This window comes from Bacillus sp. LLTC93 (genome assembly GCF_002993125.1).
GTDB classification, from domain to species: Bacteria; Bacillota; Bacilli; order Bacillales; family Bacillaceae; genus Bacillus; species Bacillus zhangzhouensis.
The window spans coordinates 296,405-310,294 of the sequence record NZ_PVME01000002.1; the positions used below are offsets into that span (position 1 = coordinate 296,405).

Below are 13,890 nucleotides of genomic sequence, written 5' to 3' on the forward strand. Positions count from 1 at the left end.
CATCCCCCAATCGCCTTAAAGTGTGACACCAGTTTTAAAAATAGCCAGCTCTCTAAAATTGTTTTTTTCATGATTTAATAGCTTTCCACTCGCCACATCAATAACTGTTGAAATGAATTTTTCTAACACAACATCTTCTGGTACATCCTCAAGCAATTCCCCAGCATTAAAGTCAATCCAGTGTTTTTTTGTTTCATATAAGGCTGTATTGGTTGATACCTTCATCGTTGGGACAAATGTGCCAAACGGTGTACCTCTGCCTGTTGTAAAGAGCACCAGCTGACAGCCAGATGCTGCAAGGGCGGATGAAGCAACCAAATCATTACCAGGCGCACTTAATAAATTCAGTCCTTTTCGTTTCAGCAGTTCTCCGTATTTCAATACATCTTTGATATCAGAAGTACCTGCTTTTTGTGTACAGCCGAGAGATTTATCTTCTAATGTCGAAATTCCACCTGCTTTATTTCCCGGGGAAGGATTTTCATATACTGGCTGTCGATGATCCAGAAAGTATTGTTTAAAATCATTGATCATTTGCACAATATTGTCGAATGTCTCTTCTGATTCCGCTCGCTCCATTAAGATTGTTTCAGCACCAAACATTTCGGGCACTTCTGTTAACACCGTCGTTCCGCCTTGGGCCACAATAAAATCGGACAGCCTGCCCAAAAGCGGATTTGCAGTAATACCTGAGAACCCATCTGATCCTCCGCACTTCAAGCCGATCTTCAGCTCAGATAACGGGATCTCTTCACGCTGATCTTCTTTCGCCGCGTCATAAATTTCCTTGAGTAATGCAACTCCCGTCTCAATTTCATCCCCTACTTCTTGGCTTCTTAAAAATTTCACCCTCGCACGGTCATACTCACCCAATGTCGATTGAAAATCTTCAATATCATTGTTTTCACAACCAAGCCCTAGAACGAGTACCCCTCCTGCATTTGGATGCTTCACGGCATTTTGTAAAATGGTTTTTGTATTTTCATGATCGTCCCCAAGCTGTGAGCACCCATAATTGTGCTTTAATACAAGAGCTGTTTCAAAAGGGTGAATGTTTCCGCCCATTTCAGCAGTGAATATTTGGATGATTTGATCGGCAATACCATTAACGCAGCCGACGGTTGGGACGATCCAAAGCTCATTGCGTATGCCACTTTCGCCATTTTTTCGTTTATAGCCTTTAAATGTAAGATTCGTTTTTTCATAGGGGTTTTCTGTTAAAGAAGGCCGATATTCGTAATCGAGCTTGCCTGATAGATTGGTTTTAATGTTATGCGTATGCACCCATTCTCCGGCAGAAATCGCATTCGTTGCATGACCAATCGGATAACCATATTTGATGATATTCTCTCGTTGTTTAATATCAGCCAAAGCAAATTTATGACCTTTTGCGACGGTCTCTTTTAAGACAACGGGATGTCCTTGATGCTGTAGCTCCTCACCTTGCTCAAGCACTTTTAAAGCGATCCCTACATTATCTGAAGGGTGAATCACAATAAAGTCTTTCATGCCTTCTCCCCCTGACTTTCATATTGATGATGGAGCATTCGGTGAACAGCTGCTCTCATCCCATGCTCCTGTATGAAGGTAAGCTGATCGGCTACCGCGTGGCTCAATCCTTCTATATCGGTTAAATCCCTTCCCCATAATTGCTCGTTTGAAAGAATGTGGACTGCAATCGTGTCATTGGAATGGTTCTCCTCTTCCCAGGCTTCCTTCATCAATGTCATCACAGTCTCATCATCCTTTACCTTATCTGGGCTTGCTCTGTAAAAATAAATGAGACTGCTCAGTGAAAAGATGAGCTTCATTGGTAACTGTTTCTTTAGCACGACATAATCAAGCAAGGACGGGAGAATACGCGTTTGAAATTTAGATACACCATTCAAAGCAATATCCAGTAATTGATGCTTCACAAATGGATTGCAAAAGCGGTCCCAAACAGATTGTGTATAAAGAACCAGCTCATCTTCAGGAAGCTTCAGCCCTGGCAGTACTTCCTCCTCCAGCATATGTCGGATGAACGGACCAACATGCTCATCTTCCACAGCCTCTTTTACGGTCTCTAAACCACAAGAATACGCAATCGGCACCATCGCTGTATGTGCCCCATTTAGAATGCGGACCTTGCTCATTCTGTAAGGCGCAATATCCTCTACAAAAAGCACATTCAGTCCTGCTTCTTGAAAGGGAAGCTCTTTTTCCACAAAGGCAGGGGCTTCAATGACAAACAGGTGATAATATTCTGCCGTGACAAGCAATTCGTCCTTATACCCCTCTTCCCTTTGTACGGCTTCAGCCGCTTCCTGAGAAAATCCAGGTACAATCCGATCCACAAGCGTATTACAGAACGTGTTGGCTTCCTTTATCCAAGTTATAAAGGCTGGCGGAAGATCCCACTCAGCTGCCATGCCGATCACATATTCTTTTAATCGATCACCATTGTGCTCGACCAATTCACAAGGCAGGATAATCAGCCCCTTTTGCTCATCTCCAGAAAACGCTTTAAACCTTTGATACAAAAAGGCCGTTAGCTTTCCTGGAAAACTCGCCTGTGGCCGATCCTCCAAGCGATCCTCTTTTCTGAGCACAAGCCCTGCCTCTGTCGTGTTGGAGAAGACGAAGCGCAAATCCGGGCTTTCAGCTACATGTAAAAAGCCTTCGTAATCGGTATACGTACTGATTCCTCTGCTAATCGATTGGATGACCATGCGTTCATTCATTTCTTTCTGGTTATGATAGCCCTGAATACATAAGGTGTACAAACCATCTTGTTCATTTAAAGCTGTAACTGACCCTTTTCGAGGAGGAACAACAACGGCTCTTCCTTTAAAATCTGTGCAGTCGTTCAGCTTTTGGATGTGCCAATTGATAAATCCACGCATAAAATTCCCTTCACCGATTTGCAAAATCGTTTCCGGATACTCAGCCGCCGGGTATATAGCTTTAGATAGTCGTTTCAAATGGTTTCCCCTCCCTGTATGTTTATGCACACGTGAACATTTCTTCCTAAAAAGGTGCTGATTACTGCACCTTTTTAACTGAATCTCTGATCATTAGTTCTGTGTGTACATACACTTTTTCCATATGATCTTCTTCTTGCTCTTCACCGTTTATGACTGAAAGGATGGCTTCTGCTCCAAGTGCACACATTTTTTCAATCGGCTTTTTCACTGTTGTGAGTGCAGGCGTGGTATAGGATGAAAATGCAATATCATCAAAACCGATAATAGAGATATCGCCTGGACACGTTTTGCCTTTTGCATATAAAGCATTCATTGCACCAATGGCCATGTCATCGTTTGAGCAAAAAAGCGCTGTTGGCGGATCATCAAGAGAGAGCAATGTTTCCATTGAATCATAGCCGCTTTTCATGTGATAGTCGCCTGTGATCATGTATTCTTTCTTCATGGGCACATGATGATCAATTAACGCTTGCAAAAAGCCAGCTTTTCTTTCCTGAGTCGATTTAAAGCCTTCTTTCCCTTCAATGATAGCGATTTGTTCATGACCGTGCTGAATGAAATAGTCCGCTGCTTGGTATGCCCCTTGACTATCATCAGCTAATATATTCATTACTTCATTACTTTCCACACGGCGATTCAGCACAATGATGGGAATGCCCTGTTTTTTCACATGATGGATAAACGCTTCATCGTGCTCGCTTTGACTCATGAGCAAAATGCCATCATAGCGTTGTTTATGAATGGTCGTGTAATCGTGAAAGTCGTCAATTCCTCGTACAAACAGATTATAGTGCTCTGTCATGACACTGTTGACGCCTTTTAACGCATCCACAAAGAAACTTGAGGATGTGCCTTCTGTTAAACTCGTAAAGAATAGACCGATTGTAAATGATTTTTGTGATACAAGGCCTCTGGCATGGACATTCGGTGAATAATTCAGTTGTTTTGCAATCGACAAAATCTTTTGTTTTGTCTTCTCTTTAATAAAAGGACTGTTATTTAAAGCCCTTGATACCGTGGTATGAGAGACATTTGCCAATTTTGCTATGTCTTTGATTGTGACTGTCATGCTATTCCGCCTTTTATGATTTTTTACCATCTTATCATAAAACCGCTTTCATTTTCTCGCCTTTTTCTTCATGTAATCTTGCTTTGATGCTGGAACTGCTTTGCCCGGTCAAATTGAAAATACTGCTTGGCATTTTCATAGCTGATTCCTTTCACGATTCCTCCGAGCAGTTCGAGATCAAGTGGTGCTTCTCCTTTTTCTACCCAATCTCCGATGATATCACAAAGCAGTCTTCGGAAATATTCATGTCTTGTATATGACAGAAAGCTTCGTGAATCTGTCAGCATACCAATGAAACGGCTGATCAGTCCAATACTGGAAAGAGCCATCATCTGCTCTGTCATTCCTTGCTTCGTATCATTAAACCACCAGGCTGTGCCGTGCTGCATCTTCCCAGGTGTCTTCCCATCTTGAAAGCTTCCAGCCAATGTTGAAATCACCACATTATCCCTAGGATTCAAGGAGTAGAGGATGGTTTTTGGTAGTGCGTGTTCTTGTTCTAAGCGATCTAATATGCGGCAAAGCGGCTTGGCAATGTCCTCATCATTCATCGCATCATATCCCGTATCAGGTCCAAGCCGCTCAAACATTTTCGTATTGTTGTTTCTAAGCGCATTGATATGAAGCTGCATCGCCCAGTCCCGCTCACAGTATGCCTGACCTAGCACAATGAATGTCTGCGTTTTAAATTTGATCTTCTCTTCTTCCGTCAATGGATGCCCAGACAACCTTTTGTGAAAGATGATTTCGACTTCTTCCTCTGTCGTTTCTTCATACGTCATTTCATTGATGGCATGATCTGAGATCAAACAGCCCTGTTCATGGAAGAAATCAATTCTCACACGAAGCGCTTTTAAAAAGTCTTGATAGGATTGTATTGTGATAGCGGAAACCTCTGCCAGCTGTTGAACATACTCGACAAACAGATCATTCGTTATATCGAGTGCCTTATCAGGCCTAAACCCTGGCAGCACTTGCACAGAGAATCCTTCTTCCCGCAGTTTCTGATGATAGTGAAGCGTATCGACCGGATCATCTGTTGTCACAACCGTTTCAACATTCGATTTCACAATGAAGTCTCTCGCACCAAAACCCTCTCCCTGCAGCTTTTCATTTACTTTTTTCCAGATGATGTCTGCGTTCTCCTCATTCAAAAGTTCCTCAACATCAAAATATCGCCTGAGTTCTAAATGGGTCCAGTGATAGAGCGGATTTCCTATAGTCATTGGAACGGTCTTTGCCCACGCTAAAAATTTCTCATGGTCTGATGCATTACCTGTTACGTGCGTTTCGGCTATGCCATTTGCTCTCATGGCACGCCATTTGTAATGATCTCCATAAAGCCATGCTTCGGTTATATTTTGGAATGTTTTATTTTCATAGATTTCTTTTGGACTTAAATGACAATGGTAATCTATAATCGGAAGGTCTTTTGCAAACTCATGGTATAGCTTTTCCGCCGTTTGACTGTTTAGTAAAAACTGCTCATCTAAAAAGGCTTTCATGAAACTCCCCCATCTCTCTTATAGAATCAAACATAATTTGTTCACGTTAACAATTTTATTGTAATCGTTTACAAAGTTGATTTCAATCCTAAAACAGGAAAAAACGATCTCCTTTTGAAAGGAAAATCGTTTTTTGGCTATTTTACAGGTGTTGATTTTTTTAGGACAATCGCAATAGTTGTTCCTTCACCTAGTTCACTTTCAACTTGAATATCACCGTCATGCAGCAAGACGAGCTCTTTTGCAATCGCCAGCCCGAGTCCTGTTCCATTCGTTGGATCGTTCGTATTTGTTCCTCTGTAGTAGCGGTTAAATAAATGGTCAACCGTTTCTTGTTCCATTCCGCATCCGTTGTCTTTCATTTCGATCCGAACTTCCTCATTTGTTTCAGATAAGGTAGCTGTAATATGAGTTCCTTTTTGGTTATGCTTGACTGCATTCGCTAGCAGGTTTTCAATCACTCGTCTGAACCAGGCTTTGTCGATTTCAAACATGACACCATCAGTTTGATCTTCGAAGGAGGATGGGAAATCTTCTGAAAATGAGCTCCTTGAAAACTCGTCCATAATGGATGCTAAGAATTCACCGAGCTCGACAGGTTTTCGATTAATAGGCAATGCGCTATTTTTTAGTCGATACGTGAGGTTTAAATCCTCAATTAAGGTCGACATGTACTCTGATTTTTCACGGATGACCTGTCCCATTTCCATGACTTCTTCCTTGGACCATTGATATTGATTGGATTCAAGCATCAGTCCATAGCCGTAAATCGTACTAAGGGGCGTTTTCAAATCGTGAGACAATCCTGCAATCCATTCTTCTCTTGTGGTTTGAATTTTTCTGCGGTTTGCTTCATTCTCTTTTAAGGTATTCGTGAGCTGATCCATTGTTTTGAGGATATCCTCAAACAACCGGTATTCCCGCTTAATACGGCCCTTTTTATTTTTACTAACTGGAATCCCTTTTCTGTTTGTGGGTTCCTGCAATTTATTTCTTGATAAAAAAATCAGCCAGCGAATAATGTGATAAATCGGCAGCCCATAGCGATACGAGTACCATAATGTCATGACGATAATAATAGTGAGTGCAAGACCTGCAATCAAGATGGTTCTATATTGATTTAAAGCATCTGTCTCTTTATCATACAATTCGTCTGGGCTATATACTTTGTTTGGTACCGAAACGATCAAATATAGATTTTTATTCACTCTGATATAAGATAGGTCACTTCTAAACTCCCAAGGCTTCGATTGGTACTTAAGCAATTCAACATCTGTTATGTTATGCTTCAAATCGTTTTTGGCTCGAATGCCTTTTAAGTATTTTCCTTCTTCATTGAACAGGTGCACCGATCCATTCATTCTTTTCAAGAATTCTTTCGTTTCAAGCGAATATTGAGAAAGTGCAGCCAGATTTTTCTCATGCTGCTTAAGATAATTGGCTACCTTTGTGCTGTTCGTTTTGAACCCATATAACACGATAAAGCTTTCTTGATCAATCTCAATTGGCCAGAAGTACATCTTATAATCTTTAAATTGTCTTTTTTCAAAGATCTTGATCATTTCATCCTTTTGATAGGATGTTGGAATATTTTTAGGAAGGTGATAGCTATATACGTTATGTTTTTTTGAATCAATCACTTGTAGCCAACCGTCACGTTTTTTCACTGCTTGCTTGAGTTGATCTTCGGCTTCCATTTTGCCATCCTCGTTAAAATAGAGCCAGCTCATGAGTGTATCCCCATCAGCCTTTGTTAAACCAGTTTCGGTCATATTCTCATAGTGTTTTTTATAATATAGATTTTCAGAGAACGTATTCCCGATCAGCAGAATCGCAATAACGATAAACATCTGTCCGACAAAGTGAAAGAAAAGTTTTGTTCGTAAATTCATGAATTAATTAAGAACCTTCACAGGGTGCGGAATAAATTTATATCCCATACCACGGATGGTCACAATATATTCAGGCTGACTTGGATCTAATTCAATCTTTTCTCTCAGCTTTCGAATATGAACCATGACGGTGTTGTTATCACCATACGACGGGACGCCCCATACTTTCTCATAGATTTGATCTTTTGAAAGAACCACATTCGGATGATCACAAAAGTACTTCAGCAAGGATAGAAGCTGAGCTGAGCATGCCGTCATCTCTCCTCTCACTTTCAGTTCGGCTGCATGAGGATGATAGGAGAAATGGGCATATTCATATTGGTTTTGAGCCTCTTCTTGCTCTTCCTGTAAGGAGATATATGTTCGGTTTAAGTGGGCCTTAATTCTAGCCACTAGCTCTAACGGGTTAAATGGCTTTGTGATGTAATCGTCTGCGCCTTGCGCAAAGCCAGTCAGTTTATCTACATCAGACGTTCTTGCAGTTAAATAGAAAATGGGTGCTTTCGTATATTTTCTCATTTCAGGAAGCACGTCAAAGCCAGATTTACCGGGCATCATCACATCTAGAAGTAAGAGGTGGATGTCCTCGTTTTTGACTATATCTAATGCTTCATCTGCATGGTAGGCTTTATAAATATGTTGAAATCCTTCTTTTTTTAATACGCGTTCAACCATTTTTACAATTGCTTCTTCGTCATCTGCAATCAATATTTTTGCTGTTTCCACGCATCTCTTTCCTTTCCAGCTATGATCTCTAACCGTATATTACCATTGTCTAAAGTAAAAAAGTACCTCTTTTCTGCATAAAAGCGAAAAAATATCAACTGGAGAAAATGGAAGCACTAGGTATTTTCGGGGAACACAAAAAAACCCGGTAGCCACACCGAGTTCCTTGTCCATCTATTATCCATTCACAGCTTCTAGCTTTCTTTCATGATTCATTAAGTCATATGTTAAACAGATCGGCTTATTTGTTCTAGGATCAAGAACAATTTCTGCATCAATGTGGAACACCTGACCGAGTACCTCTTTGGTCATGACCTCATGAGGTGTACCATCTTTTATGACTTTTCCTTGATTGAGGGCGATCATGTAATGTGAAAAGCGCGCTGCATGATTCAAATCATGAATGACCATCAGCACAGTTCGGCCCTGCTCTCTGTTTAAGCGTTCTAATAGCTGAAGAATCTCAAGCTGATGCGCAAGATCTAAATATGTCGTAGGTTCATCTAATAGGAGCAGCTCTGTTTCCTGAGCAAGTGCCATCGCAATCCATACACGCTGACGCTGTCCACCTGAGAGTGCTTCAATTGGCCGGTCATGAAAAGCGATCATCCCAGTTTCCTCAAGCGCCCATCTGATGATTCGTTTATCTTCATTTGATAAGCGTCCAAATCCATTTTGATGTGGGAAACGTCCATATGACACTAGCTCGTAGACTGTCAGCCCGCTTGGAGCTTCGGGAGTCTGCGGTAAGATCGCCATTTGTTTTGAAATTTCTTTTGTTGGCGTTTGATGGATGGCCTGGCCATTTAAGTAAACAGCTCCTTGATTGGACTTCATGATACGGGACATTGTTTTTAAAATCGTTGATTTCCCGCACCCATTCGGTCCAATCAATGTCGTCACCTTGCCTTTTGGGATACTGATATTTAAATCGTCTACAATCAAACGGTCATTATAGCCAATACAAAGATTTTCTGTTTCGAGCGATTTCATATGTTGTACTCTCCTTCCTTATTAGTTCGTTTTCATCAATAAGTAAATGAAGTAAGGTGCGCCTAAAGCCGAAACGACAAGACCAACTGGCACCTCTGATGGTGCAAGTATGACGCGGCCAAGTGTATCTGCCAGTAATAATAGTAGCGCGCCAATCAGAGCGGAGGCTGGGATCATTGCTTGATGCTTCGGTCCAACAAGCTTTCTCGCCAAGTGTGGCGCAGCTAATCCTAAGAAAGAAATACTTCCTGCAACAGCGACACTAGCACCTGCTAATGCAACAGCAACCAGCATAAAAAAGCTTCTTTCTTTATGAACCGAAATCCCTAAGCCGTAGGAAAGCTGGTCACCCAAATTCATGATATTTAAGTAGCGTGCTCTTACAATCGCTAATACAAGGAAAATCAGCATCCATGGCAGGACAGCCAGGACATACGTCCAGCTTGAGCCCCAAATGCTGCCAGATAACCACACAATGGCTTGGTTAAAATCATTTGGGCTCATTTTTAATTGAATCACCACAATCGCTGCTGAAAATGCAGCATTGACGCCAATACCAGTTAAGATCAAACGAACAGGTGTGATGCCCTTTTTCCACGCTAACACATAGATGAGAAATGCAGCAAAGCCTGCACCTACAAAAGCGAAGAGCGGCAGTACAAAGATCGTAAAATCACCTAAGTTTGACATAGAGCCTTGGAAAGCAAAAATAAACAAAACCACTGCAAAGCCTGCGCCCGCATTGACACCAAGAATGCCGGGATCGGCTAAACCGTTTTGAGAAACACCTTGCCAAATCGCTCCTGATACAGCAATAGATGCGCCAACAAGTAAAGCGATGACCATTCTTGGAAGTCTGAACTCGAATAATACAAGCTCATCCATTTCACTTCCGAATCCAAAAAATGTTTTCAATGTATCCATCGGAGAAATGCGAATTTCTCCGGTATTTAAACTAATAAGGAACACAGCCACGATCGCCAAAAAGATCATGAGCATCGTTCGTTTGTATTTCTTTTTCTTTGCCTGCTGCACCATTTCCATCTAAATCCCGCTCCTTTCACGTCTAGCTAAATATAAGAAGAAAGGAACGCCTATAATTGCAGTAATGGCACCGACTGGCGTTTCAAATGGGGCATTGACCAGCCTTGCAGCAATGTCTGCATAAATTAACAGAACCGCCCCTAAAATAGCTGAGCATGGGATAATCCATCGATAGTCAACTCCGACCAAGAAACGAGTGACATGAGGAATCACAAGCCCGATAAAACCAATAGAACCGGCCACTGACACGGCAGCACCTGTTAGTAGAATGACGACCAATATTCCAAGTACCTTGACAGTTTTCGTGTACTGTCCAAGTCCTTTTGCCAATTCATCCCCTAAGCTGAGAACAGTGATTGAGCGGGCAAGAATCATTGCGATGATCAGTCCTGCAATCGCAACCGGAATAATGATGTGAATATTGCTCCAATTCACACCTGCCACACCGCCAGCATACCAAAAGCTCATATCTTGAGCGACGTCAAACCGGATGGCAATTGCTGAGGAGATGGAGCTTAAAAGTGCCCCAACAGCCGTACCAGCTAGTGCGAGCTTCACTGGGGTCAATCCACCCTTTGAAAGAGTACCGACACCAAACACAATAGAGGCAGCGAGTGCTGCACCAACAAATGACCAAAGAATTAATGTAAAAGAAGATTGTCCTGGGAAAAAAGCAAACGCAATGGCAATCGCAAATGCAGAGCCATTTGTCACACCCATAATTTCAGGAGACGCAAGCGCATTTCTTGTCATGCCTTGCATAATAGCCCCCGATACGGCTAAAAAGGCACCGACGAGTGCTGCTCCAATTGTACGAGGCAACCTTAATTCCCGGATGATTTGATGTGAAGTTTGTTGTGGATCAAAATGAAAGACGGCATCCCACACAGTGTGCAAATGAATGTTCGCCGCTCCTAATGATACCGATAAAAAAACACCAAATGCTAAAGCGATGATTCCTATGATGACAACAACTGCTGTTCCAAAGGGCTTCGTGACAATTTCGATCACATCGTCTTTGGCTGGCAGCTGTTTATTCGATTGTGAGCCCAAAACCAGTCTCTTCCTTTCCGTTCATATCTATTCCTTATCAGTGATAATGATTATCAATCTCGAAGTCTAGTATATCACTTTCTTTTCTTTTTGAAATCATTGTTCTGATAATTTTCTTTATTTTCATTGAAAAAATAGGAGAATTTCTTCATTTTGATATAGGTACTAAATAGCCGATGTATTTTTGCTTCCATCGTGTTACGATATAATTGAAATTGAGAATCATTATCAAAAATGATTGAATAGGAGAGATCTTTTGTGAAAAAACGAACTGGATTTCTTTTGATTTCCTTAACCATCCTCATGCTTTTTACAGCTGCTTGCGGCAGCACTTCAAATAAAAAATCTACAGCCAAAAAAAATGACACGATTACTTATCAGGATGCAAAGGGCGAGGTCAAACTCCCTCAAGATCCGAAACGAATTGTGCTACTTGCAGATAGCTACTATGGGGACCTTATCACACTTGGTAAGACGCCAATTGCTGCAACTGCGTCCATCTTTAAAAATCCTTTCTATCAAGGAAAAACAGATGGGGTCAAAAATCTTGGAAAGACTCCCTCTGTTGAAAAAGTAGCAGCTTTGAAGCCAGATCTGATTATTGCTTGGGGAGAAGATGAAAAATTTGATCAATATCAAAAAATTGCCTCAACAGTTGCGATTAAATACAATCAATATTCTTTTAAAGATCAACTAAAAGAATTCGGAAAAATGACAGGCACACCGAAAAAAGCAGCAGATTGGATCACAAAATGGAATGCCAAAATTGCTGAAGTGAAACCAAAAGTAACAAAAGCTGTAGGAAACAAAACCGTTTCGATCGTATCACCATTCGATAAAGGCATTTATATTTTCGGTAACACCTTTGCACGCGGCGGTGAAATTATTTATGACGAGCTGAAATTAAAAGCACCGAAAGCCGTCCAAAAAGAAGCCATCGACAGTGGTGTCGGCTATGCAAATATTTCTCTTGAGAAGCTGCCAGAGTTTGCAGGCGATTATATTTTCACCAGCCCATGGAGCGGCTCAAAAAGTAATGGTGACCATGTGTATAAAAGCAGCATTTGGACTTCACTTCCTGCTGTTCAAAATAAACATGTATTTGAAATAGACCCGGTCGGTTACTTCTTTAATGACCCAGTATCACTAGAAGGACAGCTAGAGTTTATTGTGGACCGATTAACATCCACATCATAAAAAAACGTTTCTCCATTTTTGGAGAAACGTCTTCCTTATTCTGTTCCTTTGGCAAATCCTTTTGACATGAATGGATAAAGCAGAATACCAACTAAGAACAGGCCTATTCCGAGACCAAATGTTTTCAAATCAGCTGTTCCTGAAATAATGACCCAAGCAGAATACCCCATAGCAACAAGCGCGATGATCCCGTCTCTTGTTCGATTACCTTTTTGAAGCTCATACGTGTCACCTTGCATGATGACCTTAAAGCTGTAGATCGAAGACACGATATACGGAATGAGATACGCAAGTGTCGCTGATGTTGTTAAAAAGGTAAAGGCTTCATTAATCGTGCGTGACATGACTGAGAAAATAAACAGCTGTGACATGATATTTGTGACAGTCAAAGCGAAGACAGGACTGCCTTTTTTGTTTGTTTTTGCAAACACTGCTGGGAAGTCGCCAGCCTTTGCTGCTTGATAAGGTACCTCTGAACCGAGTAAGATCCAGCCAAGCATTGAACCAAATAAACAAATGATCGCAAGCAGTGCCATGACAATCCCGCCAGCCGGCCCAATAATAAGCTGAAGCACGTCCACGAATGGTTTGTCTGAGCCTTGCAATTGATCGTGCGGCAGAACGCCCATTGTAATCAGGGTAATAATCATGTAGATCGAAAGTGCGATTAAAAGACCCGTAATCGTTGCACGTTTCACATCACGCTGTGAAGACGCTCTCCCTGATAAAATAACCGCAGATTCGATTCCGATAAATGCCCATAGGGTGGAAATGGCCGCATGATGAATTTGGCCTCCAAGTCCGAGCACTCCTTCGCCCCCTGATGCAACCGGGAAGTAATAATGCTCAAATAATGCCGTTTGGAATGCAAATAAGCCCGCTACAATAAAAAGGACGAATCCGAGCACCTTTGAAAAGGTCGTAATAAAGTTTAATTTACTTGCAGCACTTAAGCTTGTGATTAAAATGGTATGTGTTCCCCATAGAAGGATGGTACATACGATAAAGGTCATGAGCTGACCAAGTGTGATCGCTTCTTTCCCAAAGGTAAAGATCACGGTCTTGACGGTTAAAATCGGGAAAAAGGTTGTTAAATAGCCGGCAAGGCTCGTAATAATCGCGACGTTACTAATCCAGCTTGCCACCCAATATCCCCATACCATTGTAAAACCGGCTGCTTTTCCTTTTTTCGGATCTTTAAAAAGCGCCCTTGCATAGCTTTGTGGTCCAGCCGTCAGCTGCGGCTTATGAATAGACAAATGCCCAAATACAAGTGCAATCATCAACACACCGCCACCTGTGACAAGCCATGCCATCGTCACACCTAAAGGACTTGCGTGCTGGGCAAGCGTACTTGGCAGCATAAAGATGCCTGAACCTACCATATTTCCGACGACAAATGCCGTCAATAACCAAAAACCCCATTTTTTTGTCTGTTCCATTTC

General features: G+C 41.7%; 11 protein-coding genes. 1 reads left to right on the forward strand and 10 read right to left on the reverse strand.

From position 1 onward, the window contains the following. Nucleotides 1-15: 15 nt before the first annotated feature. The 9 genes from C6W18_RS06785 to C6W18_RS06825 form a co-directional block, all read right to left on the reverse strand. Nucleotides 16-1,509: a UxaA family hydrolase gene (locus C6W18_RS06785; RefSeq protein ID WP_105926829.1), complete on the reverse strand. Its 1,494-nt coding sequence runs from the start codon at nucleotides 1,507-1,509 to the stop codon at nucleotides 16-18. Beyond that, nucleotides 1,506-2,963 carry a tagaturonate reductase gene (locus C6W18_RS06790; RefSeq protein ID WP_105926831.1) on the reverse strand — a complete coding sequence of 486 codons (1,458 nt, stop codon included), beginning with the start codon at nucleotides 2,961-2,963 and terminating at the stop codon, nucleotides 1,506-1,508. Before C6W18_RS06790 ends, C6W18_RS06785 begins: the two co-directional genes overlap by 4 nt. A 61-nt stretch (nucleotides 2,964-3,024) precedes the next feature. Next, nucleotides 3,025-4,035 carry a LacI family DNA-binding transcriptional regulator gene (locus C6W18_RS06795; RefSeq protein WP_105926833.1) on the reverse strand — a complete coding sequence of 337 codons (1,011 nt, stop codon included), beginning with the start codon at nucleotides 4,033-4,035 and terminating at the stop codon, nucleotides 3,025-3,027. 68 nt (nucleotides 4,036-4,103) lie between these two features. Next, nucleotides 4,104-5,540: a glucuronate isomerase gene (gene uxaC / locus C6W18_RS06800; RefSeq protein ID WP_105926834.1), complete on the reverse strand. Its 1,437-nt coding sequence runs from the start codon at nucleotides 5,538-5,540 to the stop codon at nucleotides 4,104-4,106. Nucleotides 5,541-5,677: 137 nt separating this feature from the next. Further along, a complete protein-coding gene (locus C6W18_RS06805; protein ID WP_105926836.1) occupies nucleotides 5,678-7,432 on the reverse strand; it encodes a HAMP domain-containing sensor histidine kinase in 1,755 nt (584 codons plus the stop codon). A gap of 3 nt (nucleotides 7,433-7,435) precedes the next feature. Further along, nucleotides 7,436-8,158 (reverse strand): response regulator transcription factor, encoded by a 723-nt coding sequence (locus C6W18_RS06810; protein ID WP_105926839.1) that lies wholly within the window; start codon nucleotides 8,156-8,158, stop codon nucleotides 7,436-7,438. Between the two features lie 177 nt (nucleotides 8,159-8,335). Continuing rightward, complete coding sequence (locus tag C6W18_RS06815) at nucleotides 8,336-9,151, reverse strand: ABC transporter ATP-binding protein (protein WP_105926841.1); 816 nt, start codon at nucleotides 9,149-9,151, stop codon at nucleotides 8,336-8,338. A 21-nt stretch (nucleotides 9,152-9,172) separates the two neighbouring features. Continuing rightward, nucleotides 9,173-10,195: a FecCD family ABC transporter permease gene (locus C6W18_RS06820; protein ID WP_105926843.1), complete on the reverse strand. Its 1,023-nt coding sequence runs from the start codon at nucleotides 10,193-10,195 to the stop codon at nucleotides 9,173-9,175. After that, entirely contained in the window at nucleotides 10,196-11,248 is a 1,053-nt protein-coding gene (locus C6W18_RS06825) for a FecCD family ABC transporter permease (protein ID WP_034316849.1), read from the reverse strand. A gap of 258 nt (nucleotides 11,249-11,506) precedes the next feature. Here C6W18_RS06825 and C6W18_RS06835 point away from each other — a divergent pair, with 258 nt between their 5' ends. Beyond that, nucleotides 11,507-12,445 carry an iron-hydroxamate ABC transporter substrate-binding protein gene (locus C6W18_RS06835; protein WP_105926847.1) on the forward strand — a complete coding sequence of 313 codons (939 nt, stop codon included), beginning with the start codon at nucleotides 11,507-11,509 and terminating at the stop codon, nucleotides 12,443-12,445. 35 nt (nucleotides 12,446-12,480) lie between these two features. Here C6W18_RS06835 and C6W18_RS06840 read toward each other — a convergent pair whose 3' ends face one another. Beyond that, nucleotides 12,481-13,887: an amino acid permease gene (locus C6W18_RS06840; RefSeq protein ID WP_105926849.1), complete on the reverse strand. Its 1,407-nt coding sequence runs from the start codon at nucleotides 13,885-13,887 to the stop codon at nucleotides 12,481-12,483. Nucleotides 13,888-13,890: the final 3 nt, after the last annotated feature.

What these genes read in the sequence shown, in the direction of transcription:
- C6W18_RS06785 (WP_105926829.1), bottom strand. Translation starts at nt 1,509, where the DNA reads ATGAAAGACTTTATTGTGATTCACCCTTCAGATAATGTAGGGATCGCT.
- C6W18_RS06795 (WP_105926833.1), bottom strand. Translation starts at nt 4,035, where the DNA reads ATGACAGTCACAATCAAAGACATAGCAAAATTGGCAAATGTCTCTCAT.
- uxaC (WP_105926834.1), bottom strand. Translation starts at nt 5,540, where the DNA reads ATGAAAGCCTTTTTAGATGAGCAGTTTTTACTAAACAGTCAAACGGCG.
- C6W18_RS06805 (WP_105926836.1), bottom strand. Translation starts at nt 7,432, where the DNA reads ATGAATTTACGAACAAAACTTTTCTTTCACTTTGTCGGACAGATGTTT.
- C6W18_RS06815 (WP_105926841.1), bottom strand. Translation starts at nt 9,151, where the DNA reads ATGAAATCGCTCGAAACAGAAAATCTTTGTATTGGCTATAATGACCGT.
- C6W18_RS06820 (WP_105926843.1), bottom strand. Translation starts at nt 10,195, where the DNA reads ATGGAAATGGTGCAGCAGGCAAAGAAAAAGAAATACAAACGAACGATG.
- C6W18_RS06840 (WP_105926849.1), bottom strand. Translation starts at nt 13,887, where the DNA reads ATGGAACAGACAAAAAAATGGGGTTTTTGGTTATTGACGGCATTTGTC.